We start from the raw sequence: 24582 nt of genomic DNA, 5'->3' as shown, positions 1-24582 counted from the left end.
GGTATACGTGGACAAACTTTGACTTGTGCCCACCGCTGCCCACAGGCTGACCAGCGCCGCAACACTCCCAAGGAAGGCTGCTCCAGGCGATGTTCCACACGCTCGTGGTCGGTCTCGGCCGTGCGGGAGCCGGGTTGCACATTCCGGTGCTGCTGCGTGCCCGGCGGGCGCAGCCGCAGTTGTTCGCGCCCGGACCGCTGGTCGGCGTCGACCCCCACCCCGCCGGAGCCGGGCGTTCGGGCGGTTCCGGTGCGGGCCCGGAGCTGCGGTTGGCCGCCTCACTGCGGCATGTCGCCCAGTTGCCGCCGCCCGACCGGACCGTGGTGCATGTCTGCACCCCGCCCGTCGCCCGGGTCGACATCGTCGGCCGGCTGCTCGACCTCGGCTACCGCCGACTGGTGCTGGAGAAGCCGCTGGCGGTCGAGCCCACGCAACTCCGCTCCCTGGCCGGTCTCTTCGAGGCGTCGAAGGCCGAGGTCGCGGTGGTGGCGCCGTGGTCGGCGAGCGTACTCACCGACCGGCTGGTCCGGCTGGTCGCCGACGCGTCGCCGACCGGGCCGGGGCGGCTGCGCGGCATCGACGTGATCCAGTACAAGCCGCGCTTCCAGCGCTCGCTGGCCACCTGCGGGCATCCCACCGCCTTCGACATCGAGGTGCCGCACGCGCTCGGCGTGTTGCTCCAGCTCGCCGGGGACGCCGAGGTCACCGCCGCCGGTACCACCGACCTGGCGCTCGGGTCCGCACTGCTGCCCCGGCTCGGCAGCGCCAGGCTGGGACTGCGCCACCACAGCGGCGTGCGCAGTGAGATCCACTCCGACCTCACCTCGCCGGTGCGGGAGCGACGGATCACCCTGCACTTCGACCGGGGGACCGCCGTCGGCCACTACCCCGGCAGCGCCGACGACGAGTACGCCCAACTGAGGTTCACGACCGGGGAGTCCGGGCCGCCCGCGGCCCCGGAGGTCTTCGCCGACGACGCGCTCACCGCCTTCGTGCTGCGCAGCTACGCCGGGTTCGCCGCCGGGTTCGCCGGTGGACCCGGTTTCCGGGCCGACCTTGAACGGCAGTTCAGGGTCGTGGAACTGCTGAGCCGGGCGAAGCAGTTCGGCGCCGCCGACGGCGGTCCGCCGGTGATCGAGGACCACCCCGAACGGGAGCTCTCGCATGTCCCCTGAACTGCTCGAACCCACCCCGCTCCGGGGCCGGGCCGGTCTCGTCGGTCCCGGTGTGACCTGCACCGGCATCGGCGACGAGGCCGCGCTCGGCATCGACGGGCAGATCGAGGCCGTCACCACGCTGGGCTGGCACAGCCTGGAACTGCGGTCGGTGGACGGCGTCGCGCTCGCCGAACTGTCCGAACCCGCCTTCGAGCGGACGGCCGGCCGACTGGCCGACGCCGGTGTCGGCGTGGTCGCCGTGGACGCCCGGATCGGCGGCTGGTCCCGGCCGGCCACCGGCGACTTCGCCGAGGACCTGCGCGAGTTGGAGGTGCTGGCCCGCCGCTGCGCGGCTCTCGGCACCCGGCTGGTACGGGTGATGTCCTACCCCGACGGCGGCCTGGACGAGGCGGCCTGGGAACGGGAGGCGACCCGCCGGATCACCGCCCTGGCCGAACGCGCCGCCGACGCCGGGCTGATGCTGCTGCACGAGAACTGCTCGGGCTGGGCCGGAGCCGACGCCTCCCGGGCCCTGCGGCTGCTGGAGGCCGCCGGCGACACCGCCTTCGGCCTGCTCTTCGACACCGGCAACGGGCCCGCCCACGGCTACGACGGGCATCAGCTGCTGCGGCAACTGCTGCCGTACACGCGGCACGTCCACCACGTCCACATCAAGGACGCGGTGCTCGGCCCCGCTCCGGTCTACCGGCCGCCCGGCACCGGCGAACTGCGGGTGGCGGAGGCGGTGCGGCTGCTGCTCGCGCACGGCTACCGGGGCGCGCTGTCCATCGAGCCGCATGTCGCGGTGCGCCCGCACGAGGACTACCGGGCCGAGCCCGAGGTCTGCCGTGCCGCCTTCGACGAGTGCGGCCGGTCACTGCGGCGGCTGCTGGACCGCGAGGTCCTGCCCGACCCGGCGGTCCGGTACTCCACGCCCGCCGGACCGGAGGGTGCGCGGTGAGCCTGCTCACCCCCGCCGACCGGGCGCTGCTGCTGGAACTGCTGCGGCTGCCCACGGCCGGGCCGCTGGAGACCGGGGCCGGCGCTCCGCCCCCCGCCCTCTGGCAGGCCCAGCGCAGCTACGCGGCGGCGGCGGCCGGGCTCGGCTTCCGCGTCGCGCACCACGCCCCGGCGCCGCCCGAGTGCGCCGACCGCGCCGACGTCCCACTGTCGGTGCGTCGGGCGGTGGTCGAGCAGCCCGAGTTCCTGGCCTGTCAGCCCAGCCTGGTGCTGAGCCTCGGTCCTGACAGCGAACTCCGGTCCCGCACGGTGATGTTCAACGTCCACCTGGACACCGTGGCCGGGGCCGAGCCGGTCTCCTTCGACGGCAGCCGCTTCCATGGTCGCGGGGCGGTCGACGCCAAGGGGCCGGCCGTGGCCCTGCTCGCCGGACTGCGTTCCGCCCTCGCCGGACAGCCGAACCTTCCGGACGACACCCGGATCCTGATCCAGGCGGTGTCCGGCGAGGAGGGCGGCGCGCTCGGCACCATCGGCACCCGGCCGCTGGTCGAGGCCGGGTACTACGGCCGCCTCAATGTCTTCTGCGAACCGACCGGCGGTCGCGCCCTGGCCCGCAGCACGGCGTCGATGACCGCGCGGCTGCGGGTCGTCGGCGAGGACGCCGTCGACGACCGCCCCGAGGCCGGCCACAACGCCGGGGTGCTGCTCGGCTTCCTCGCCCAGCACCTGGCCGCCGAGCTGGACCCGGAGCTGGACCCGGCCGCGGGCCAGCTCTGCCTGGCGGGCCTGCACACCGGCCGACTGCACAACCGCGTCTACGGCACCGGCGAGCTGCTGATCAACCTCTCCTACGACTCGCGGGCCACCGCGGACCGGCTGGAACGCCGCCTGGCCGAGTCGCTCGACGGCGGGCTGCGTGCCTTCTCCCAACGCTTCGCGGACAGCCGCCGGTTCGCCCGGACCGCCGCCGACGCCGCCCGGGTGACCCGGCTCGACTGGCTCAAGCGGGGCCTGCCGGCCCTCGACTCCCGCTCGGACTGGGGTAGTTCGCTGCTCGCGGCGGCCGGCGTCCCGTCCTGGCCGGCCGCCGAGCCGGCCTTCACCTGCGACGCCATCTGGCTCGCCGGGGTCCCCGACACCCACACCGTGGTCCTCGGCCCCGGCAGCCTGGACGCCAACCACGCCCACGCCCGGGGCGAGTTCGCCGACCTCGACGACCTGGAGGCGTTCGCGGCAGCCGTGCCGCGCCTCCTCGCCGCCTTCCGTGACCGATACGCCCACCTGCCCAGTCCGTCCGCGCCGATCCAGGAGGAGGGGAGCACCCCGTGCCGCCCACCAGTCCGCAACTGAGCCAGCAGTCCCTGCCGCCCCAGGCAGGGCCGTCCGTCGACCTCCGGGTCCGCCACCAGGACCTCGTCGGTTTCGTCGGCGACCTGCTGGCGCTGCATGGTCTGCGGCCCGAGCGGGCCCTGGCCGCCGCCGAGGCCCTGTGCTACGGCGACCTCACCGGGATGAGCTCGCACGGCCTGGCCAACCTCACCCGGCTCTACCTGCCGCTGTTCGAGGAGGGCCGGGTCGACCCGGCCGCCGAGCCCGAGGTGCTCGCCGACCGCGGCGCGGCCGTCCTGCTGGACGCCCACCGGGCGCTGGGGCTGTGGGCCGCCGGGGCGGCCATGGACCTGGCCGTCGAGCGGGCCGGACAGTACGGGATCGGCCTGGTCTCGGTGCGCGGCGCCACCCACCTGGGCTGTGCCGGACACCACGCGCTGCGGGCGGTGGGCAGCGGCATGGTCGGCCTCGTCGCGTCCAACTGCGGTCGGCAGCGGATCGCCCGCCCCCCGGGTGGCCGGGTCGCGATGCTCGGCACCAACCCGCTCAGCGTGGCGGCCCCGGCCGGGCGGCACCACCCCTTCGTGCTGGACATGAGCACCACGGTGGTGCCCACCGGCCGGATCCGCGCGGCCGCCCGCGCCGGGGAGGCGGTCCCGACCGGCTGGCTGGCCGACGACGCGGGCCGCCCGGTCACCGACCCGGCCTCCTTCGACCGGGGCGAGTCGCACCTGCGCTGGCTCGGCGGGGACCCGGCCACCGGCGGCTACAAGGGCTACGGCCTGGGCCTGGTGGTCGAGGTGCTGAGCGCGCTGGTCGGCGGCGCCGGGCTGGGACCCGCCCCGGAGGCACTGGACGGGGACGGCGGACCCTCCGGCCGGGACGACGACATCGGCTACCTGGTGGCCGCGATCGCCCCGGACCTGTTGCGCCCCGCGCCGGGCTTCACCGACGACAGCGGCGGCCTCTTCGGCAGCCTGCTGGCCTGCCCGCCGGTCGACCCGGCCCGCCCCGTCGGCTACCCCGGCTGGGCGGAGGGCGAGCGCAGCCAGGCCCAACTGCGGGACGGGGTACTGCTGGACCCGGCCCGCTACCGGGAACTGGCCGAGCTGGCACAGGCGCACGGCCTCCGCCTGCCGCCCACCGCCGCCACCGCCGCCGCCACCGCCGCCGAAGCCGAGGTGGGCCGATGAGCCCCTGTTCCTTCGCCGTCGTCGGGCTCGGCGTGATCTCCCGGTTCTACCTCGCGGCGATCGAGGCCGCGCCGAACGCCAGGCTGGCCGCCGTCTGCGACCTGGACGAGGCCAACCTGGCACCCTGGCGGGGCCGGGTGCCCTGCTACCGGGACCACCGCGAGCTGCTGGCCCGGGAGCTCCCGGACGGCGTCATCGTGACCGTGCCCAACGACGCCCACGCGGGCATCGGCCACGACGTCCTCGCCGCAGGCCGGGCGCTGTGCGTGGAGAAGCCGCTGGCCATCACCACCGCCGACGCGCGCCGGCTCACCCGGCTCGCCGACACCTCGGGAGCGCTGCTGCTCACCGCCTTCCACCGGCGGTACAACTCCCATGTCCGGGCGCTCGCCGAACTCCTGCCCGACCGGGCCCCGGTGGCGTCGCTGACGGTCCGCTACTTCGAGCGGATCGAGGAGCACGTCGGCCGCGACCGCTGGTACCTGGACCCGGCACGATGCGGCGGCGGCTGCGTGGCCGACAACGGTCCGAACGCCTTCGACCTGGTCCGGCTGCTGCTCGGCGAGGCCGCGGTCACCGGCGCCCGGATCGAGCGGGACGCGACCGGCACCGACCGCCGCGCCTCCGTGGCCCTGTCCTCCGCCGCCGGAGTGCCGGCGCAGGTGGAGCTGGACTGGTCGTACGACGGCGAACTCAAGGACGTGGAAGCGACGCTGACTGACGGAACGGTGCTCAGGGCCGACCTGCTGGCCGGCTACCAGGGCTTCAAGGAGTCGCTGCGGCACGAGTACGCGGGCATCCTCGACGACTTCACCAGGCTCCTGGCCGAGCCGGCCGCCACCCGGGCGGCCGACGGCGGCCTGCCCGCCCTGGAGCTGGTCGAGGCCGCCTACCGCGCCGAACTGGCGGTCGCCCGATGACCACGACCCGCACCTCCGCCATCGCCGCCGCCATCGCCGCCATCCGCGAGAACGGGCCCAAGCGCACCGTCCACGGCTCGCTCGTCAAGGTGCTGCTGCACCGGCGCGAGGACCGGGGCATGTCGCTGGAGCCGTACGCCAGCCGCTGCGTCCGGGTGGGCGAGGTGCACGAGCTGGTGACCACCGACCACGCCGACTCCTCGCCCGGCGCCCGGATCGACCGCGTCGGCTTCCTCGGCTTCGTGGAGCTGGAGCGGGCCGGTGTGATCGACCGCGGCGACACCGTCCGGATCGGCGACCACGCCGTCGGCACCGTGCTCGGCTTCGACGCCTGCCACTTCCCCAACCACTACAACATCCTGATCGCGACGCCGACCACGCTGACCGGCTCCGACCTCGCCCTGGCCCCGGAGACCCGGGTCGCCTTCGAGCCGCAGGCCCGCCCCTGACCCGGGGCCGGGGCGGGGCAGGGGCCACGACCGCGCTCAGACCCGGAGCAGGATCTTGCCGATGTGGGTGCTGCTCTCCATCAGCCGGTGGGCCTCGGCGGCGTCGGCGAGCGGGAGGACGCGGTCGACGACGGGCTTGACGGTGCCGGATTCGATGAGTGGCCAGACGTGCTCGCGGACGGAGGCGATGATGGCGGCCTTCTCGTCCAGCGGGCGGGCGCGGAGGCCGGTGGCGGCGATGGCGGCGCGCTTGGCCATGAGCTTGCCGAGGTTGAGTTCGGCCTGGACGCCGCCCTGCATGCCGATGATGACCAGGCGGCCGTTGAGGGCGAGGGCGTCGAGGTTGCGGTCGAGGTACTTGGCGCCCATGACGTCCAGGATGACGTCGGCGCCGTGTCCGGCGGTGGTCTCGCGCAGTTCCTCGACGAAGTCCTGCTCGCGGTAGTTGATCAGGATGTCGGCGCCCAGGGCGCGGCAGGCTTCGAGCTTCTCCGGGCTGCCGGCGGTGACGGCGACCTTGGCGCCGATGGCCTTGCCGAGCTGGATCGCCATCGTCCCGATGCCGCTGGAGCCGCCGTGGACCAGCAGGATCTCCGCCGGGCGCAGGTGCGCGACCTGGAAGACGTTGGACCATACCGTTGAGACGACCTCGGGCAGGGCGGCCGCCGTCACCAGGTCCATCCCCTGGGGAACCGGCAGCAGCTGCCCGGCCGGGACGACCACCTGCTCGGCGTAGCCGCCGCCGGAGAGCAGTGCGCAGACCTCGTCGCCGACGGCCCAGCCGGAGACCCCGGTGCCGATCGCGGCGATCCGGCCGGAGCACTCCAGGCCCGGGTGGGGCGAGGCCCCGGGCGGCGGGTCGTAGAACCCCTGCCGCTGCAGGACGTCGGCCCGGTTGACCGCGGAGGCGGCCACGTCGACCAGCACCTCGCCGGGTCCGGGCACCGGGTCGGGGACATCTGCCAGAACCAGGGACTCGGGGCCGCCGGGCTGAACAACCGTGATTGCACGCATGGTCCCGACGCTACCGTCCTCGCGGGCGTCCCGCCGTGAACTGCGCCGTCCCCCGCCGTCCGGCCACCTGACGGCGGCGGGGCCGCAGCCTAGACTGGTCCTCGGCGGTCGACCGGGGAGGAGGGGCCGGCATGGACGGATCACTGTGGTGGCTGATCCCGGTCGTCGTCGTGGCGGGCGGGAAGGTGGCCGACACGGCCCGGCGCGGACTGATGACCCGTCATGAGCGACGGATGGACGTCTTCAAGGCCAAGGAGCAGAAGCGACTCGCGGTGGAGGCAGCGAAGCGGCCGCCGGAGCCCGTCTGCGGCTGCACCCACCACCTCGCCAAGCACGACCGCTCGGGCAAGTGCCACGAGGAGGTCGAGACCGCGACCGCCTGGGACGCCGACCGGAAGCCGCTCCGCTACGAGGCGCGGCCGTGCAACTGCCAGCAGTACATCGGGCCCGAGCCGCTGGGCATCGTCTTCGCCCCCACGCTGATCGACCCGGACCGGGGCTCGGCGCAGGGGTAGCGGGCCGTCAGCGCGGCGCTGCCGCCGGCCGGGCGCGGCGGATGGCGATCAGCCGGTCGTCGGCCAGCAGCGGGCTCGCCGCCGGGTCGGTGTAGGCGAGCCGCTGTCCCTCCCGGACCACGGCGATGACCAGGTCGCCGCAGTCGTGCGGGGAGCCGCCGACCTCGGGCGCGGTGACCGGTCGGTCGATCACGTCCAGCCCGCTGCCCACCGTCAGCAGGTCGTCCAGGACGGCGCCGGCATTGGGGCTGAGGGTGGACATGCCGAGCAGCCGCCCGGCCGAGCTGGAGCTGGTGACCACGACGCTGGCGCCGCTCTGTCGCAGCAGCGGGACGTTCTCGTCCTCGCGGGCGGCGACCACGACGGTGGCCCTGGTGTTCAGCTGCCGGACGGTCAGGGTGACCAGGACGGCGGTGTCGTCCCGCTGGGCGCCGATGATGACGTGGGCGGCGTGCTCGACCTCGGCCCGGCGCAGCACCTCGGTGCGGGTGGCGTCGCCGAGGATGCCGACCAGCCCGTTCTCGTTGGCCGACTGGATCGACCGGTGCTGCGGGTCGATCACCACGATCCGGTTCTTCGGGACGCCCTTGACCAGCAGGGTCTCCACGGCGTTGCGGCCCTTGGTGCCGTAGCCGATGACGACCGTGTGGCCGGTGTCGGCCGTCTGTCGCTTCAACGCGGACCTCCAGTGCTTGATCCGCAGCAGCTTGCGCCCGCGGTCGGTCAGCACCTCCAGGGTGGTGCCGATCAGGACGATCAGGAAGACCACCCGGAGCGGCGTGATCAGGAAGACGTTTGTCAGCCGGGCGGCGGTGCTGACCGGGGTGATGTCGCCGTAGCCGGTGGTCGAGAGGGAGACCGTGGCGTAGTAGAGCGCACCGAGGAAGTTCAGGTGCGGATAGGCGTTGTCGTGGTAGCCGTCCCGGCCCAGGTAGACCAGGACCACGGTCACCGCGAGCACCGCCGTGGCCAGCAGCACCCGGCGGCTGACCTGCCGCTGCGGGCCGGAGGAGGCCGTCGGCAGCAGGATCTGCCGGAGCTCGGTGTTCTGCTCCTCGGAACTGCCCGGCGGCGGGGGCTTCCTGCTGCCTCGGGTCATGCCTCGGGGACCTCCAGTACCTCGACCCGCGCCCCGGCCGGCAGCCCGCCGGGCGGCACCACGGCCAGGCCCTCGGCCAGGGCCAGGCCGCGCAGCATCGCCGGGCCGTCGAAGGCCAGCGGCAGCACGCCGCGCGCGGGCAGGGCGACCGGGAGCAGCCGGGTGTCCTCGTGGTGCCCGGGCAGCGGCACCGCCGCCTCGACCAGGTAGGGCTCGCCGGGTGCGCAGCCGGAGAGGGCCCGCAGCAGCGGCTCGGCCAGGGTGACCGCCCCGGCGACGGCGGCCAGCGGGTTGCCGGGCAGTCCGATCAGATGACGCCGGGTCAGCTGGCCCGCCGCGCTGGGCAGCACGGCCAGCACCATCGGATGCCCGGGGCGCACGTTCACCCCGTCGACCAGCAGCTTGGCGCCGATTTCGGTGAGCGCCGTGTGCAGGAAGTCGACCGGCCCGGCCGCCGTGCCGCCGGTGGTGACCACGACGTCGGCGGGGCTGCGCAGCAGCGCGTCCCGGAGCAGGCCGAGGTCGTCGCCGATCCGCCGGACGGCGGTGACCCGGGCGCCGTAGCTGCGCAGCCAGGACGGCAGCAGCGGACCGAGGGCGTCCCGGATCCGGCCGTCGCGCGGCAGCCCCGAGTCGAGCAGTTCGTCGCCGAGGACCAGCAGTTCGACGCTGGGCCGGCGGTGGACGGACAGCTGGTCGCAGCCGGCGGCGGCGGCCAGCCCGAGCACGGCCGGGGTGACCAGGGTGCCGGGCGGGAGCAGCGGCTCGCCGCTGTGGCACTCCTGCCCGCGCGGGCGGATGTCCCGGCCGAGGTCCAGCGGGCTGGTCCCGTCGTCGTGCAGCAGTTCGCCGCCGTTGCGGTCGCGGTCCACCCGGCCGTCCTCGCGGCGGAGCACGGCGGTGGCGCCGGGAGGCAGTTGGGCGCCGGTGGCGATCCGGACGGCGGTGCCGTCGGCGAGCCGCTCCGGCGCGCACTGCCCGGCGAGGACCTGCCCGGCGAGGGCTGGGCCGGTCTGCTCGGTGGCGGCGGTGGCGGCGGTGGTGGCGTTGGTGCGCCGGGTGCCGAGCAGCCAGGGGCCGGGGCCGGCCACGGCCCATCCGTCCATCGCGGAGGTGTCGAAGGCCGGCAGGTCGGTGAGCGCTTCGAGCGGGACCGCGAGCACCCCGCCGAGCGCGTCCGCGAGCGCCAGCCGGACGGCGGGCAGCGGTGCCCCGCCCGCGCGTTCGGCGCGGCGGCGGGCCTGCGCCCAGGACAGCGGCGCCGACCCGCGCGGCTGGTCGGCGCCGGGGGCCGGGCTCGCGGGGCGGGCGGCGGCACGGGACGCTCCCGGACGAGGTAGGGGTAGGGGCTGAGCAGATCGCTGTCGGCCTCGGAGTCGACGGTCATCGGCCCGGGGTCTCCGGCGTGCCCGGGGTCTCCGGCTTGCTCGGGGCCTCCGGCTTCGGGCTCTCCGGCTTGCCGGCAGCCCCGGCGTCGGCCTTGGCGGCCCTGTCGGCGTTCGCGGACCAGGCGACGGCCAGGGCGGACGCCGCCCGGTTCGCCTCGGCGACGGCCTCGGCGCCCCGCCCGCCCGCGCGGCGGCGTAGCCGACCAGGAAGGCGGTCAGCGGCGCGGCCGGCCGGGCCACACCGTGGGCCACGTCCCGGGTCATGTCGAGCAGACCGGTCACATCGACGTCCAGGTCGATGCCCAGTTCGGACTTCACAGCGGTGATCCAGTCATCCAGCACCCACCCATCGTCGCCGATGGACGGCCCGGGAGCGTGCAAGGGGTGGTGTCGACTTCGTTTCCCTCCGCCCACCGCTCAGCCGGTGCCGCGTGCGCGCTCCTCCGCGAGTTCCACCTGCTCCCAGGTGTCACAGTCCTCGGCCGCGCGGTCCACGTCCGCCAGCTGACGGGTCGGCAGCTCGCCGACCAGGCGGCGGAGGGCGAGTCCGGCGGGTTCGGGCAGCCGGGCGAGCGCCGCGCGCAGCGGCGCGGTCCGGTAGGCGGCGGCGAGCGGCTGGGCGCGGCCGTCGGCGTCGGTGAGCACGGCGGCGGCCGGACCCGCGGCACCGGCCGGGCCCGCAGCACCGTCGTCGAGCGCCGCGAGCAGCCGGGCCGCCGTGGCGGCGGCGAAGAACGGCAGGTCGGCCGCGAGCAGCAGCACGGTGTCGGCCGTCACCAGCGGCAGCGCCGCCGCGATCGCCGCCACCGGGCCGCCGCCGGGCGGCTGTTCGCGCACCCAGCGGACCGGTCGCACGGTCCTCCGCTCCGGGCCGACGACGATCGTCGTCCGCGCCCCCGCACAGCCGGCCAGCACCCGGTCGAGCAGGGTGCTGCCGCCGATCCGCAGCGCGGGCTTGTCCGCGCCGCCGAGCCGCCGGGCCGCGCCGCCGGCCAGTACCACGGCGTCGAAAGCGCCGGGAGAGTCGAGAGCGTCGGGAGCCGAGCCGGAAGCCGTCGTCATCCGGCCAGTATCGGCCACCGGCGGCCCGCTCAGGGCGCGTGCTCGGCGAGGATGTCGCCGACCTCCTGCTCGAACGCCGGGGCCGGGCCGAGGAAGAGCTCCAGGTACTTGGCCCAGGCGTGGTAGCGGTGCAGCGGGTAGTCCAGGTCCGCGCCGATGCCGCCGTGCAGGTGCTGCGCGGTGGAGGCGATGGTCCGCACGCCCTCGGCGGACCAGACCTTGGCGGTGGCCAGGTCGGCCGCCAGCGGCAGCCGTCCGGACAGCTCCGGCTGGTCCAGGCCGATCCGCCAGGCGGCCTGCCACAGGGTGACCTCCATCGCCCGGAGGTCGATGTAGCGGTCGGCGGCCTGCATGGCGACGGCCTGGAAAGTGGCCACGACATGGCCGAACTGTTCGCGCTTGCTGGTGTAGTCGGAGGTGATCCGCAGGATCTGCTCACCCAGCCCGAGGCAGAGCGCGGCGGTGCCGACGATCAGCAGGCCGCGCACGTACTGCCAGTTGGCGCCGGTCGGAACCGGGTCCCCCAGCTGTCCGGCGGGGTCGACCCGGACCCCGTCCAGCACCATCTCGGCCATCAGCTCACCCCGGGCGGACACCTGGCGGCGCAGCTCCACGCCGGGCGCGTGCGGGTCCACCAGCAGCAGCAGCGTCCCGGCCGCCGCCCGGGCCGGCACCAGCACCCTGTCCATGAGCTGGGCGTAGGGGACGGCGGTCTGCACGCCGTGCAGGGTCCAGCCGGCCCCGTCGGGCTCGGCCCGCACGGCGAGGTCGGCGGCCTCGTGCCCGCTGCGGCCATGGGGTGCGACGCCGAGCAGCAGCCGTCCGCCGACCACCTCCGGCAGCAGCCGACGGCGCTGCTCCTCACTGCCGTAGCGCTGCACCGCCAGCGCGGCCGCGCCGGTCTCCAGCAGCGGGACGCGGGCGAGTACGCGGGCGGACTCGCGCAGCACCAGGCACCAGGCGACCGGGTCGAGACCCGATCCGCCGTACTGCTCGTCCAGTGCGATGCCGGGCAGGTCCGACTTGGCGAGGCGCTGCCAGAGCTCCCGGTCGAAGTCGGCGGCGATCGGTTCGATGCCGACGGCGGGACTGGGGACGCCTCCGTCCGGAGGCACGTCGGCGAAGACCGCGCGTGCCGCCTCGGCTGCGGCCTGCTGCTCCTCGCTGAGGGTGAAGTCCACGGCTGCCCCTTCCACGACCGGATGTGACGACTCGTCAGATTAGAACAGGTTCTAGGAGATGGGAAGTCCAGGACCAGGACCGGGGCAGGCGGGGCGGTGGATCTCCGACTCCGGCTGACGGCGGCCGGACCGGGTCAGTAGCGTTCGGGTCGACCCAGCGGACGTGGTGAAGCAGGTGTGCGTGGCAGAGCAGCCCGGCGGCGACCCCGCCGTCCCGGACCCCGCCGTGCCGGACCCCGATCCCGCCGCAGCTCCCGATCCCGCCGTCCCGGACCCCGATCCCGCCGACCGGCGCTGGTCGCGGCCCGCGCTGACCGTGCTGGCCGGCGGCGCGACGGTGCTGCTGCTGGCCACCGCCTGGCACCTGGTCGCGGTCTTCCTGGCGGTCGCGCCCTCGAACACCCTCTCGCAGCAGTACCAGACCCAGATCAACGGCTACGTCTACCCCGAGTTCGAGCAGAACTGGCAGCTGTTCGCCCCCAACCCGCTCCAGGACAACCTCGCGGTCGAGGTCAGGGTGGCCGTTCCGGACCGCAGCGGCGGGCAGAGCGCCTCCGGCTGGACCGACCTCACCGCCCAGGACCTCGCCCGGATCCGGGGCAACCCCTTCCCCAGCCACCTGGACCAGAACCTGTTGCGCCGCGCCTGGGACTACTACACCGTCTGGCACAGCTCCACCGGCGGCTCCTCGCTGGGCTACGGCGGCCCGCTGTCGCAGCAGTACCTGCTGCGGATCGCCGTGCAGCGGCTGGGCCGGGACTGGCACGGTCTCCCGATCGACCGGATCGAGTTCCGCTCGGTGTCCACCCCGATCACCGGACCGGCGTGGACCGGCGCCCCGGCGACGGCGACCGCGACGGTCAGCACCCTCGGCTGGTGGACGGTCTCCGCCGCCGACGTCCAGGGGCTCGGCCCGTCGGGAGCCGACCGGTGAGCGCCGCCGCCCCGCCGGTCGGGCTGTGGCAGCAGACCCTGCTCCTCCGGGACCGGTTCACCGGTCGGCCGCAGGCGCCCTACCAGGCCGCCATGGTCCGGATCGGCTTCGCGCTCTGCTTCGGCGGCTTCCTGCTCCGCGAGTGGCCGAACCGGCGCGAGCTCTACGGCGACCGGACCGCCTGGAGCCTGGACCTGGCCCGGCAGATGCTGGCGGCCAACCACGCCTTCACGGTGCTGGCCTGGTCGGGGAACCGCTGGTGGTTCGAGGGCGTGTACACGCTCGCCATCGTGGTCAGCGTCCTGCTGCTGCTCGGCTGGCGGACCCGCACCATGTCGGTGCTGTTCCTGGTGCTGGTGCTGTCGATCGAGAACCGCAGCGTGCTGGTCGGCGACGGCGGTGACAACGTGGTCCACCTGATGGCGACCTACCTGGCCTTCACCCGCTGCGGCACGGTCTGGTCGCTGGACGCCCGTCGCCGCCGACTGCACCCCGAGCGTGCCGACGGCGGCCGGACCGGCGTCCTGCTGTGGACGGCGACGGGCCTGCTGCTGGCCTGGGCGCAGTTCAGCGGCATCGCCGAGTCGGGCATGCTCAGCCCGGGGCTGTACTCCTGGAGCACGGTCTTCTGGGGCTTCTGGCTGCTGGGCGGCGCCTGGTGGTGGCTGGGCCGGCGCGACCCGGAGGGCGAGCCGCGCGCGGTGCTGGACACCCTCGCCACCATGCTGCACAACTGCGCGATGCTGGTGATCGCGGTGGAGGTCTGCCTGATCTACGCGACAGCCGGCTGGTACAAGGTCCAGGGCTCGCTCTGGCAGGGCGGCAGCGCCCTCTACTACCCGCTCCACCTGGCCTACTTCGACCCCTGGCCGGGGCTGGCCCATGCGCTGGCGGCGCAGCCGGTGCCGGTGTTCCTGATCACCTACGGCACCGTGGCGGTGCAGGTGTCCTTCCCGTTCCTGGTCTTCCACCGGCGGGTCAAGAACGTGCTGCTGGTGCTGATGATGGCCGAGCACCTCGCCATCGCGGTGACCCTGGGGCTGCCGTTCTTCTCGCTCGCCATGGTCTCCGCCGACGCGGTCTTCCTGCCGACCCCGTTCCTGATCCGGGTCGGCGACGGGCTGGCGCGACGGGCCGGAGGGCTCCGGCGGAGGCCCTCCGCGGCGCTCCCGGCGGTGGTGCCAATGCCGCGTCAAGAACCGGGACGGGGCCATCAGGACCACGTCAGCGCAGCTGACGGGGGGCCCGGCCGGGCCGGAGAGTGAATCCCGGTGGTCCTGCGGCACCACCGGGAACGCACGGCGGTCGTCCGGTCAGGCAGGGACGTCATGCCGGTTCCGCCGTCGCCGAGAGCCCGCTCCCGCATCGACGCCCGGTTCGTGGGGAACCTGGCGTCGCGCCCGTCCCTCCCCGGACGGGTGAACGGGACCGGGGGAGGAGCGACGGCGGACCGCCGGTGCGGTCCGGCCGGTGGGCGCCTGGTCCACCGTGAACCGGTCAGGGCTGTGGGCCGACTCCAACAGGGGGAGTCGGCCCACGTCCGCCGGGCTCGGGGCGGTCACCCTCAGCCGCCCTGCCCCGGGATCGACCTCGGGGCGTCGAACTGGTCCGGGTCCAGGTCGAGCACCTGGGCGAGGGCGTGCACCGCCGTCAGGCAGCAGTCGACCAGGGCCCCGCTGTCGCTCCAGCCGTCCCGCCGCCAGAGCACCAGCAGCCCGCCCTCGATCCGCAGGTCGAAGGTCTCCGGTGCCGCCATCAGCGTCCGGGCCAGGCCGGGCGTGATCAGCGTCCGGGACAGCCGCTCGTCCGGGGAGGCGGCCCGGTGGGTCGCGTCGAACTCCGCCACGCCGGTCTCCTGCCGGTCGTCGGTCCAGGTGTAGTGGACCTTGCTGGAGGTGAACACCGGCTCGTGCTGGACCTCGAACGGCGGAAGGGTCCGACCCAGTCGGACCATCGCGACCAGGTACCAGTGCGCGGTTCCGTTCTCCTCGCAGGTATAGCCGAAGACCTCGGCCGGCAGTCCGGCGAAGGCGCCCCGCACCGGGTCGACCACGCGCCGGCGCCGCCCGTAGTGGAACGGCGGCAGTGAGGAGAGTTCGGACAGTTGGTGCCCGTCCGGCTCGGGGGTGAACCCGTACCGGGCCTGCAGTGCGCGGAGGGCCTCCCGGCAGTGCCGCTGCGCCCGGCGCGGGCCGAGCAGCGGGACCAGGGTGAATGTCCCGGCCAGGCAGAGGAATAGCAGGACGGGAATGACATCGCTCATGGCGGACTCCCTGGAAACCGGGGCCGTACCACGGTGGACGACCCGGCTCATCGAGCGTATGACTCCGATGAAATCGGTTTCAATACCAACGGATCAACACATCACCATTCTTGATGTGTCATTAGCAACCAATTCCACTCGGCGCCCCCGGTCTCGCCCCCGGTCTCGTCAAGGCATCGTCAGCGTCGGCCCGGAGGCGATCAACGTGACGTCAGGGCGGACTCCGCGACCCGGGCGACGGGCTTAGCTTCGAGGTGTGGCCCGGCCTCAGGACTGGCTCCGGGCCCGTAGGAAAGGACCGATCGGACGTGTCCGAGGACCATATCCACCACCCCCTGCTCTGTGTGCCGGTGCGCAACGCCGGCTACGGCTCAGCCCTCCGGCTGTTCCGCGAGCGCGACGGCTCGCGCTGCGCCGTCGCCTTCACCTCCGAGGACCGGCTCCGGGAGGTGCTCGGCGAGCGGCAGGACTGGGTCCCGCTGGCCGAGCCCGCGCTGCGCGACCTCGCCCGGCCGCTCGGCGTCGATGCCCTGGTGGTCGACCCCAACCTGGTCGCGCCGCCGGTCGCCCCGCCGACCGCGCCCCCGCCGCACCAGTGGCCGCCACGGCGCCCGCCATGGCGGGCGCCCCGGTCAGGACGCGCGGACGCTCCTGGGACTCCGGCCTCAACGGCGTCTTCCGCGCCACGGTCGCGGTCGGAGCCGCCGACCTGTTGCTGCAACTGCTCTCGTGACCTCCGTCCGGTGAACGGCCGGACGGGGCCCGCGCCCCGTCCGCCGTCCCGTCACCGCACCACCCCGTAAGAGAGGGAGACCTCCGTGCTCGTCACCCGCCCCGCCTCCGACGCGGCCGGCCACGCCGCCGCCGCGAGCGTCGCCTCCGCCGTTGCCGCTGCCGTCGTCCCGCCGGACGCGGTCCCGGCCGGCAGCCCCTGGCCCGCCGGCGCGCTGCGCACCGACCAGGACGTCCTGGTCGGCGGCGTCGGCCTGAGCCGGCTCGCCGCCCGCTACGCGACCCCGCTCTACGTCCTGGACGAGGCCGAGGTCCGCTCCCGCTGCCGCGCCTACCGCCGGGCGCTGCCCGGCGCCGACGTGGTCTACGCGGCGAAGGCGTTCCTCTGCGGCGCGATGGCGGAGTGGGTCGAACAGGAGGGCCTGGGCCTGGATGTCTGCTCGGGCGGCGAGCTGGAGCATGCCGTGACCTGCGGGTTCCCGGCGGGGCGGATCGTCATGCACGGCAACGCCAAGAGCCCGGAGGAACTGGCCGCCGCCGTCCGGCTGGGCGTCGGCCGGATCGTCGTGGACTCCTTCTCGGAGATCGCCCGGCTGGCGGTGCTCGCCTCGCCCGAGCGTCCGCAGGACGTGCTCGTCCGGGTCGTCCCCGGTGTGTCGGCCGGCCACCACGCGGCCGTGCGGACCGGTGTGGAGGAGCAGAAGTTCGGCTTCTCCATCGCCGCCGGGGACGCCGCCGACGCGGTCGAGCGGGTGCTGAACCAGCCCCGGCTGCGACTGGCCGGGCTGCACTGCCACCTCGGCTCGCAGATCGCCGAGGTCGGGCCCTATCTCGACACCCTCGACCGGGTCGTCCCGCTGCTGGCCGCGATCCGGGACCGGCACGGGATCGCGCTGCCCGAACTGGACCTCGGCGGCGGGCACGCCGTCCCCTACCGTGCGGGCGAGTCGGCGCTGGACCTGGCGGAGTTCGCGGAGCGGGTGAACGCCAGGCTGGCCGAATTGTGCGCGCGCCACCGCCTCGCCGTGCCCCGGCTGGCGGTCGAGCCGGGACGCGCGGTGGTCGGCCCGGCCGGGGTCGCCGTCTACCGGGTCCTGGCCGTCAAGCACACCATGGGCGGCCGGACCTTCGTCGCCGTGGACGGCGGGATGAGCGACAACCCGCGCCCCGCCCTCTACGACGCCCGCTACACGGCCACCCTGGTGGGCAGGGCCGTCGCCGCGGACGCGCCGCTGACCGACGCCTGTGTGGTGGGGCGGCACTGCGAGGCCGGGGACGTGCTGGTGCCGGAGGTCCGGCTGCCGGCCGACATCCGGGCCGGCGACCTGGTCGCGGTGCCGGTCGCCGGGGCGTACCACCTGTCGATGGCCTCCGGCTACAACCTGGTCGGGCGCCCGCCCCTGGTCGCGGTGCGGGACGGCGCCTCCCGGATGCTGCTGCGCCGGGAGACGCTGGACGACTTCCGCCGCCGGGACATCGGCCGCTGAGGCGGACCCGCCGCGGATACGCCGCGAGCGCCGACGCCGCAGGGGCGTCGGCGCTCGCGGGGAGCAGCGGCGGTCAGTGGCCGGCGTGGACCCGCAGCCGCGGCGCCGGGTTCCGCCGGCCGTCGCGGGTGGTCCGCTCCAGCGTCTCCAGCAGCTCGGAGGGCGGCACCGGGACGACGCCGCAGACCGCGTGGGCCCGGACGTGGCGGCTGACGGGGCTGTGGAACATCCGGCCGAGCCGGCCCAGTCGGCCGGTGCTCACCACGAGCAGGTCGTCCGGGCGGTCGGCGATCTCGACCAGGGCCTGGCCGGCGTTGCGGCAGCGGACCACCATCGGCTGGACGGCCAGCCCTTCCGGGTAGCCGCCGAAGGCCTGCTCGAAGGCGGTGTCCAGGCGCTCGCGCGCGGCCTGCTCGCAGGCTGCCAGCAGCCGGGGGCAGGGCCGGCGACGGTATTCGAGCTCGCCGCCGGCCGGGGTCCAGGCAAGCACGGGCACCAGCACGGCGTCGCGGAGCCGGGCCTCCTCGGCCGCCTGGTGGAGGGCGGCCAGGCTGCTCAGGGATCCGCTGACGCCGACGATGACTCGCGTGCGCTCGGCCATGGGTATCGCTTCCTTCTACGGGTCCGACCCTTACAGTGATCGAACCTTCGTTTCGTTGGTGATTTCAGCCTAGCAGCCATGATTCACATGGCGCCACTGCGAAACACCCTTCACTTAAGTGGACATCCGCTGAACTTCGACCGCTAGTCCCTTAGCGCGCCGCATACGCCGCCAGCCGTTTCGTTGACGCCGTCCTGACTCTCGGCCCCGGAGTCCTCAGGTCAGCCCGCCCAGCAGGGTGCGGGTGAGGCCGGCGGCGAAGCCGTCGACCGCGCCCTCGGGCTCGGCCGTCCCGCTCTCGCCGAGGAAGTGGCGCAGGAAGGCCCGCTGGAAGCAGGCCCCGAGCAGCAGTGCCGCCGCCGCCTCGGGGTCGGCGTCGGCCCGCAGCCGTCCGTGCTCCCGCTCCGACTCCAGGTAGCGGGCCAGCGCCAGCAGCGGCTGCTGCGGTCCGGCGCCGAGCGGGCGCAGGCCCTCGCGGTGCCGCTGCAGCAGGCCCGGCTCGGCGAAGAGGGAGGCGGCGATCGGCATGTTCGCCTCGTAGAACAGCGTGGCCGTCCGGGCGATCTCGGTCAGTGCCTGCTCCGGGGTGCGGGACCCGGGCCGGGCGGTGAGCTCCGCCAGCAACGGCATCAGCGAGGGCAGCCGCTCGTGCAGCACGGCGACGAACAGGTCCTCCTTGCTGCTGAAGTACTTGTAGAGGGCGGCCTCGGAACACTGTGCGGCGCGGGCGATCTCCTTGGTGGTGGTCCGCGCGAGGCCGATGGTGCGCAGCAGGCGCTCGGCCGAGTCGAGGAGCCGTTCGCGGGTGGGCGTCTGAGTCATGGCGGGCCTGTCGCTGAGAAGGGGAGCGGCTTGACGAGGGGGTGAGTGAATGCTCACTATAGATGGTGAGTGAATACTCACCCCCTGGGAGGGGACATGGATCTCACCGTGTTCGGAGCCACCGGCGGAACCGGCGGCCAGCTCGTCCGACAGGCGCTCGACCGGGGCCACACGGTCACCGCCGTGGTCCGCGACCCGGCCCGGCTGGACGCCGGCATCACCGGCCACTCCGCCCGGAGCGCCCTGCGGGTGGTGGCCGTCCCGGACGTCACCGACGCCGAGGCACTGCGCGGCGCGGTCGCCGGACGCGACGCCGTGCTCTCCGGAATCGGACCCGGCAACCGCAAGGCGGCCGGCATCGCCACCGCCGCTACCCGGTCGATCGTGCGCGCGATGGAGGCCGAGCAGGTCCGCCGGATCGTCGTGATCAGCGCCGCCCCGGTGGGCCCGACCGCTCCGGACGACTCGCTGCTGATGCGCACCGTCGCCGTGCCCGGCATCCGCCGGGTGCTGCGCAACGTCTATGCGGACCTCGCCGCCATGGAGCAGGAACTGCGGAGCAGTGGCCTGGACTGGACCTCGGTGCGCCCGCCGCAGCTCACCGACAAGCCGCTGACCGGCCACTACCGGATCTCGATCGGGGCGCCGCTGGCGGGCCGGTCGATCCCGCGCGCCGACCTCGCCCACGCCATGCTGTCCCTGCTCGACGACCCGGCGTCGCTGAAGCAGACCGTCGGCGTGGCCAGCTGACGGACGGGTCGCCGAGGGCCGCCGCCCCACCACATCCCGGATGTCCGGGCGTCCGCTTTCCGCCGTCCTTCCCCTTTCGGGCGACAGCCCGCGCAAAGGCCTGTCAACCGCGAACCGGCGGCCCCACACTGGCTCCCATGCGCATAGAGATGGCGGGGGAGGCGCAGCGCCCGGAGCGGGTCAGCGAGGACTTCGCGGTGGCCACGCCGGAGGCCCTGGTGCTGCTGGACGGGTCGAGTTCGCCGGCGGCGATGGAGTCGGGCTGCGAGCACGGCACGGCCTGGTACGCGCGGAGGCTGGGGGTGCACCTGCTGGCACGCCTGGTCGACCGTGCCGACCGGACGATGGCCCAGTGCCTCAGCGACGCCATCGCCGAGACGGCGTCGCTGCACGGGGCCCGCTGCGACCTGTCCCATCCCAACACCCCGGCCGCGATGGTGGTGGCGGTGCGCCGGCACGGGGCGGCGCTCCAGTACCTGGTGCTCGGCGATTCGCTGCTGGTCCTCGACCGCTTCGGCAGCATCGCCGTGATCGGCGACAACCAGCCCTTCCCGGCCGGCGAGCGGCTGCGCCGCGAGGTCCAGGCGACCGTGCCGGGCAGTCCCGAGCGGTTGACCCTGCACATGCGCTACGCCCTGGCGGTGCGGGCCGCCCGGAACACCGAGCACGGCCCGTGGATCGCGGCGGCCCTGCCCCGGGCGGCCGAGCACGCCGAGACCGGCAGCGTCCCGCTGTCCGAGCTGCGCGCCTTCGCGGCGCTGAGCGACGGCGCCTCGCGCTATGTGGAGCGCTTCGACCTGGGCGGCTGGCCGGACGCGATGAAGCTGCTGGACGACCGGGGCCCGGCCGAGCTGCTGCGCCGGGTCCGTGAGGTCGAGAGCACCGACCCGGCCTGTGCCCGCTGGCCGCGCGGCAAGGCCAGGGACGACGCCACGGTGGTCTACGCCCGGTTCTGAACGCACGCGGCAGGGGCCGACCGGTGAACCACCGGTCGGCCCCTGCCGTTGCCCTGCCTCAGTTGTGCTCGGCCGGGATCTGCCCGAAGCGGCCGGCCTGGAAGTCCTCCACGGCCTGCTGCAGCTCCCGGTGGCTGTTCATCACGAACGGCCCGTAGTGCGCGACCGGCTCGCGGATCGGCTCGCCGCCGAGGATCACCACGTCCAGGTTGGGCGACCGGGACTCCTGGGTGGCGTCGGCGGTCACGGTGATGCTGTCGCCGTCGCCGAACAGCACCGCCTGGCCCATGCCGAACGGCCGCTTCTCGGCGCCGACGGTGCCGCGCCCGTTGAGGGCGTACACCAGCGCGTTGAAGTCGCTGCGCCAGGGCAGGGTGATGCTCGCCCCGGGGCTGACCGTCGCGTGGATCATCGTGATCGGGGTGTGGGTGGCGCCCGGCCCCTCGACGCCGCCGATCTCGCCGGCGATCAGGCGCAGGATCGCGCCGCCGTCGGGGGTGGTCAGCAGCTTGACGTTCTGACCGGAGATGTCCTGGTACTTGGGCTGGATCATCTTGTCGGAGGCGGGCAGGTTGACCCACAGCTGCAGCCCGTGGAACAGGCCGCCGGAGATCACCAGGTCCTCGGGCGGGGTCTCGATGTGGAGGATGCCCGAGCCGGCCGTCATCCACTGGGTGTCGCCGTCGCCGAGCGAGCCGCCGCCGCCGGTGGAGTCCCTGTGGATGAACTTGCCGTCGATCAGGTAGGTCACCGTCTCGAAGCCGCGGTGCGGGTGCCAGGGAGTGCCCTTGGGCTCTCCGGCGGCGTACTCCACCTCGCCCATCTGGTCCATCATGATGAACGGGTCCAGGTACTTGGTGTTGATCCGCGCGAAGGCGCGTCGCACGGGGAAGCCCTCGCCCTCGAAGCCCTCGGGCGCGGTGGCGACCTGGTGGACCGGACGGGGGACGCTGGTGATCGGATCCGGGGTCTCGACCCGCGGCAGGACGAGCGGGTTCTCGACAGTCACGGCGGGCATGCCAACCTCCTGGGTCTTGCGGTCGGTACGGGGATGCGCCGACATCCACCAAGGTAGTTGAAGCATCAACATAAAGCAAGTTGAAAGTTAAACAACTGGGCCATGGCTCCGCCGGGCAGGCGTTTCGTGCTGGAGGGGGCGGGGCGGGGGTGGGCGGCGGTCAGCCGTACATCCGCCGCATGGTGAAGTCGACCATCTGCTCCACGGCCTTGGCGTCGAAGACCATCCGGTGCTCGCCCTCCATGTCTATGGCGAACCCGTAGCCGGTGGGCAGCAGATCCAGCACCTCGGCCCCGGTGACGGTGAAGTACTTGGACTCCTTGCCGGCGTAGCGGCGCAGCTCCTTGAGCGAGCTGAACATCGGGATCACCGGCTGCGGGGTGTTGTGCAGCGCCAGGAAGCCGGGGCGCTCGCCGCGCGGGCAGTAGACCTTGGAGGTGATGAAGATCGCCTGGAAGTCCTCGACCGGCAGCGCGCCGGTGGTGAACGCCCGGACGGCGTCGGCCAGGGAGGGGGGCGAGGGCTCCGGGTAGAGCGGCTGCTGCGGCTGCTGCTGCCCGTACATGCCGTCGGCGGGCCCGCCCATGCCGGGCTGGCCCATCTGCTGCTGTTGCTGCTGGTAGGGGCCGCCCTGGTAGCCGGGACCGGTGCCGCTCGTCGTCTGCTCGTAGCCGTACACGTCGCCAAGGCTAGCGACTCCGGTGCCCGATGGACCGGCAGGCGGGGTTGAAATAAGTTACCCTCGGGTAGCATCATGGGAACTACCGCTGGGTAGTGGCGTCGGGGCCGCCGCCGGAGCCCGGCACCTCAGCCGTCGCTAACACCGTCGCAAACACCGGAGCAGGTAATGGGTCACTACAAGTCGAACCTCCGCGACCTGGAGTTCAACCTCTTCGAGGTCCTCGGACGCGACGAGGTCTACGGCAGCGGACCGTTCGCCGAGATGGACGTCGAGACCGCGAAGACCATTCTCGGCGAGATAGCCCGCCTCGCCGAGAACGAGCTGGCCGATTCCTTTGCCGACGCCGACCGCAACCCCCCGGTCTTCGACCCCGAGACCGGCACCGCGCCCGTGCCGGACACCTTCAAGAAGAGCTACCAGGCGTACATGGACGCCGAGTGGTGGCGGCTCGGCATCCCGGAGGCGATCGGCGGCAGCGTCGCCCCCTCCAGCCTGATCTGGTCCTACGCCGAAATGGTGCTCGGCGCCAACCCGGCCATCTGGATGTACTCCTCCGGCCCGGCCTTCGCCGGCGTCATCGCCGAGGAGGGCACCGAGGAGCAGCTGAAGGTCGCCAAGCTGATGGCCGACAAGGGCTGGGGCGCCACCATGGTGCTCACCGAGCCCGACGCCGGCTCCGACGTCGGCGCCGGCCGCTCCAAGGCGGTCCGCCAGGACGACGGCAGCTGGCACATCGAGGGCGTCAAGCGCTTCATCACCTCGGGCGAGCACGACATGTCCGAGAACATCATGCACATGGTGCTGGCCCGCCCCGAGGGCCACGGCCCCGGCACCAAGGGCCTCTCGCTCTTCCTGGTGCCCAAGTACGACTTCGACTGGGAGACCGGCGAGCTGGGCGAGCGCAACGGCGTCTACGCGACCAACGTCGAGCACAAGATGGGCCTCAAGGCGTCCAACACCTGCGAGCTCACCTTCGGCGCCAAGCACCCCGCCCGCGGCTGGCTGCTCGGCGAGAAGCACGACGGCATCCGGCAGATGTTCCGCATCATCGAGTTCGCCCGGATGATGGTCGGCACCAAGGCCATCGCCACCCTCTCCACCGGCTACCTGAACGCCCTGGAGTACGCCAAGGAGCGGGTGCAGGGTCCCGACCTCGCCGAGTTCCTGGACAAGGCCGCGCCCCGGGTCACCATCACCCACCACCCGGACGTCCGCCGCTCGCTGCTCACCCAGAAGGCGTACGCCGAGGGCATGCGCGCGCTGGTGCTCTACACCGCCTCGGTCCAGGACGAGATCCAGCTGCTCAAGGCGCGCGGCGAGTCCGCCGACGCGGCCGAGCGGCTGAACGACCTGCTGCTGCCGATCGTCAAGGGCTACGGCTCGGAGAAGTCCTACGAGCAGCTGGCCCAGTCGCTGCAGATCTTCGGCGGCTCCGGCTACCTGCAGGAGTACCCGATCGAGCAGTACATCCGGGACGCCAAGATCGACACCCTCTACGAGGGCACCACGGCCATCCAGGGCCAGGACTTCTTCTTCCGGAAGATCGTCAAGGACCAGGGGCAGGCGCTGACCGCGCTCTCCGAGCAGATCCAGAAGTCCATCGCCTCCGGCCTCGGCGGCGACGACCTGGCCGCCGAGCGCGAGTTCCTCGCCGCCGCGGCCGGCGACCTGGAGGCCATCGTCGGCGCGATGCTGGCCCAGCTCGGCTCGGTCGAGCAGGACGTCCGCAACATGTACCTGGTCGGCCAGAACACCACCCGGCTGCTGCTGGCCTCCGGCGACGTCGTGCTCGGCTGGCTGCTGCTGCGCCAGGCCGCCGTGGCCCAGGCCAAGCTGGCGGCCGGCGCCTCCGACCGCGACGTGGCCTTCTACCAGGGCAAGATCGCCGCGGCCCGTCTCTTCACCCGCACCGTGCTGCCCCCGGTCCACGCCCAGCGCCTGCTGGTCGAGGGCGTCGACAACGCGATCATGGACCTGCCCGAAGCCGCTTTCTGAGCACCGCTTTCCCGGCACAGCGTTCGCACGGCAACTCCCGCAGGGCCCCGAGGCACCGCCTCGGGGCCCTGCCTC

General features: G+C 73.8%; 24 protein-coding genes and 1 pseudogene. 14 read left to right on the top strand and 11 right to left on the bottom strand.

The window, feature by feature from the left end:
* Nucleotides 1–89: 89 nt before the first annotated feature.
* From BS75_RS20450 to BS75_RS20425, 6 genes are read left to right on the top strand one after another with little or no spacing between them, the layout of a single operon-like run.
* Nucleotides 90–1175, top strand: a complete 1086-nt coding sequence (locus BS75_RS20450) for a Gfo/Idh/MocA family oxidoreductase (protein WP_034089295.1) — start codon at nucleotides 90–92, stop codon at nucleotides 1173–1175.
* Nucleotides 1165–2118, top strand: a complete 954-nt coding sequence (locus BS75_RS20445) for a sugar phosphate isomerase/epimerase family protein (RefSeq protein ID WP_081982470.1) — start codon at nucleotides 1165–1167, stop codon at nucleotides 2116–2118. The genes BS75_RS20450 and BS75_RS20445 overlap by 11 nt, the downstream gene beginning before the upstream one ends.
* Nucleotides 2115–3467 carry a M20/M25/M40 family metallo-hydrolase gene (locus BS75_RS20440; RefSeq protein ID WP_042438500.1) on the top strand — a complete coding sequence of 451 codons (1353 nt, stop codon included), beginning with the start codon at nucleotides 2115–2117 and terminating at the stop codon, nucleotides 3465–3467. Before BS75_RS20445 ends, BS75_RS20440 begins: the two co-directional genes overlap by 4 nt.
* Nucleotides 3443–4639, top strand: a complete 1197-nt coding sequence (locus BS75_RS20435) for an Ldh family oxidoreductase (RefSeq protein WP_231607840.1) — start codon at nucleotides 3443–3445, stop codon at nucleotides 4637–4639. Before BS75_RS20440 ends, BS75_RS20435 begins: the two co-directional genes overlap by 25 nt.
* On the top strand, nucleotides 4636–5559 hold the full coding sequence (locus BS75_RS20430; protein WP_034089294.1) for a Gfo/Idh/MocA family protein: 924 nt from the start codon (nucleotides 4636–4638) through the stop codon (nucleotides 5557–5559). Before BS75_RS20435 ends, BS75_RS20430 begins: the two co-directional genes overlap by 4 nt.
* Nucleotides 5556–6008 carry a DUF6917 domain-containing protein gene (locus BS75_RS20425; RefSeq protein WP_042438504.1) on the top strand — a complete coding sequence of 151 codons (453 nt, stop codon included), beginning with the start codon at nucleotides 5556–5558 and terminating at the stop codon, nucleotides 6006–6008. The genes BS75_RS20430 and BS75_RS20425 overlap by 4 nt, the downstream gene beginning before the upstream one ends.
* A 36-nt stretch (nucleotides 6009–6044) precedes the next feature.
* Here BS75_RS20425 and BS75_RS20420 read toward each other — a convergent pair whose 3' ends face one another.
* Nucleotides 6045–7022 carry an NAD(P)H-quinone oxidoreductase gene (locus BS75_RS20420; protein WP_034089293.1) on the bottom strand — a complete coding sequence of 326 codons (978 nt, stop codon included), beginning with the start codon at nucleotides 7020–7022 and terminating at the stop codon, nucleotides 6045–6047.
* A gap of 131 nt (nucleotides 7023–7153) precedes the next feature.
* Between BS75_RS20420 and BS75_RS20415 the strand changes: the two genes are divergently transcribed.
* Nucleotides 7154–7537, top strand: coding sequence for a hypothetical protein (locus BS75_RS20415; protein WP_034089292.1), 384 nt, complete (start codon nucleotides 7154–7156; stop codon nucleotides 7535–7537).
* 7 nt (nucleotides 7538–7544) lie between these two features.
* Here the strand turns inward: BS75_RS20415 and BS75_RS20410 are convergent, their stop codons facing one another.
* From BS75_RS20410 to BS75_RS20395, 5 genes and pseudogenes are all read right to left on the bottom strand, one after another.
* On the bottom strand, nucleotides 7545–8636 hold the full coding sequence (locus tag BS75_RS20410) for a potassium channel family protein (RefSeq protein WP_034089291.1): 1092 nt from the start codon (nucleotides 8634–8636) through the stop codon (nucleotides 7545–7547).
* Nucleotides 8633–9892: a molybdopterin molybdotransferase MoeA gene (locus BS75_RS20405; protein WP_231608154.1), complete on the bottom strand. Its 1260-nt coding sequence runs from the start codon at nucleotides 9890–9892 to the stop codon at nucleotides 8633–8635. Before BS75_RS20405 ends, BS75_RS20410 begins: the two co-directional genes overlap by 4 nt.
* A 360-nt stretch (nucleotides 9893–10252) precedes the next feature.
* A pseudogene (locus BS75_RS52260) lies at nucleotides 10253–10306 on the bottom strand (hypothetical protein); the annotation flags it as partial.
* Nucleotides 10307–10441: 135 nt separating this feature from the next.
* Nucleotides 10442–11086: a molybdenum cofactor guanylyltransferase gene (gene mobA, locus BS75_RS52255; RefSeq protein ID WP_081982469.1), complete on the bottom strand. Its 645-nt coding sequence runs from the start codon at nucleotides 11084–11086 to the stop codon at nucleotides 10442–10444.
* A 29-nt stretch (nucleotides 11087–11115) separates the two neighbouring features.
* Nucleotides 11116–12267, bottom strand: a complete 1152-nt coding sequence (locus BS75_RS20395) for an acyl-CoA dehydrogenase family protein (protein ID WP_034089290.1) — start codon at nucleotides 12265–12267, stop codon at nucleotides 11116–11118.
* Nucleotides 12268–12448: 181 nt separating this feature from the next.
* Between BS75_RS20395 and BS75_RS20390 the strand changes: the two genes are divergently transcribed.
* Both BS75_RS20390 and BS75_RS20385 read left to right on the top strand, forming a co-directional pair.
* Nucleotides 12449–13201: a DUF5819 family protein gene (locus BS75_RS20390; RefSeq protein ID WP_156164273.1), complete on the top strand. Its 753-nt coding sequence runs from the start codon at nucleotides 12449–12451 to the stop codon at nucleotides 13199–13201.
* Nucleotides 13198–14466: an HTTM domain-containing protein gene (locus tag BS75_RS20385; RefSeq protein WP_052069561.1), complete on the top strand. Its 1269-nt coding sequence runs from the start codon at nucleotides 13198–13200 to the stop codon at nucleotides 14464–14466. Before BS75_RS20390 ends, BS75_RS20385 begins: the two co-directional genes overlap by 4 nt.
* A gap of 299 nt (nucleotides 14467–14765) precedes the next feature.
* Here the strand turns inward: BS75_RS20385 and BS75_RS20380 are convergent, their stop codons facing one another.
* The gene (locus BS75_RS20380) at nucleotides 14766–15464 is read right to left on the bottom strand and encodes a hypothetical protein (RefSeq protein ID WP_034089289.1); all 699 of its coding nucleotides are present in this window, start codon (nucleotides 15462–15464) and stop codon (nucleotides 14766–14768) included.
* A 308-nt stretch (nucleotides 15465–15772) separates the two neighbouring features.
* Here BS75_RS20380 and BS75_RS46770 point away from each other — a divergent pair, with 308 nt between their 5' ends.
* A complete protein-coding gene (locus tag BS75_RS46770; protein ID WP_081982468.1) occupies nucleotides 15773–16267 on the top strand; it encodes an SseB family protein in 495 nt (164 codons plus the stop codon).
* Between the two features lie 15 nt (nucleotides 16268–16282).
* Nucleotides 16283–17683, top strand: coding sequence for a diaminopimelate decarboxylase (gene lysA / locus BS75_RS20370; RefSeq protein ID WP_081982467.1), 1401 nt, complete (start codon nucleotides 16283–16285; stop codon nucleotides 17681–17683).
* Between the two features lie 73 nt (nucleotides 17684–17756).
* On the opposite strand, the gene BS75_RS20365 is transcribed toward lysA, so the two are convergent.
* Both BS75_RS20365 and BS75_RS20360 read right to left on the bottom strand, forming a co-directional pair.
* Entirely contained in the window at nucleotides 17757–18284 is a 528-nt protein-coding gene (locus BS75_RS20365; RefSeq protein ID WP_042438506.1) for a universal stress protein, read from the bottom strand.
* A gap of 216 nt (nucleotides 18285–18500) precedes the next feature.
* The gene (locus BS75_RS20360; RefSeq protein ID WP_034089287.1) at nucleotides 18501–19106 is read right to left on the bottom strand and encodes a TetR/AcrR family transcriptional regulator; all 606 of its coding nucleotides are present in this window, start codon (nucleotides 19104–19106) and stop codon (nucleotides 18501–18503) included.
* Between the two features lie 96 nt (nucleotides 19107–19202).
* On the opposite strand from BS75_RS20360, the gene BS75_RS20355 reads away from it, so the two are divergent.
* The gene (locus BS75_RS20355; RefSeq protein WP_034089286.1) at nucleotides 19203–19856 is read left to right on the top strand and encodes an NAD(P)-dependent oxidoreductase; all 654 of its coding nucleotides are present in this window, start codon (nucleotides 19203–19205) and stop codon (nucleotides 19854–19856) included.
* Between the two features lie 137 nt (nucleotides 19857–19993).
* Nucleotides 19994–20812 carry a protein phosphatase 2C domain-containing protein gene (locus BS75_RS20350; RefSeq protein ID WP_034089285.1) on the top strand — a complete coding sequence of 273 codons (819 nt, stop codon included), beginning with the start codon at nucleotides 19994–19996 and terminating at the stop codon, nucleotides 20810–20812.
* Nucleotides 20813–20870: 58 nt separating this feature from the next.
* Here BS75_RS20350 and BS75_RS20345 read toward each other — a convergent pair whose 3' ends face one another.
* Nucleotides 20871–21830: a pirin family protein gene (locus BS75_RS20345; protein WP_034089284.1), complete on the bottom strand. Its 960-nt coding sequence runs from the start codon at nucleotides 21828–21830 to the stop codon at nucleotides 20871–20873.
* Nucleotides 21831–21990: 160 nt separating this feature from the next.
* Entirely contained in the window at nucleotides 21991–22509 is a 519-nt protein-coding gene (locus BS75_RS20340; RefSeq protein WP_034089283.1) for an SseB family protein, read from the bottom strand.
* A gap of 168 nt (nucleotides 22510–22677) precedes the next feature.
* Between BS75_RS20340 and BS75_RS20335 the strand changes: the two genes are divergently transcribed.
* Nucleotides 22678–24507, top strand: coding sequence for an acyl-CoA dehydrogenase (locus BS75_RS20335; protein WP_034089282.1), 1830 nt, complete (start codon nucleotides 22678–22680; stop codon nucleotides 24505–24507).
* Nucleotides 24508–24582: the final 75 nt, after the last annotated feature.

Source organism: Streptacidiphilus albus JL83, assembly GCF_000744705.1.
Lineage (GTDB): Bacteria > Actinomycetota > Actinomycetes > Streptomycetales > Streptomycetaceae > Streptacidiphilus > Streptacidiphilus albus.
Note: the sequence above shows the minus strand (reverse complement) of the source record. Positions and strands in the feature narration are given on the sequence as shown.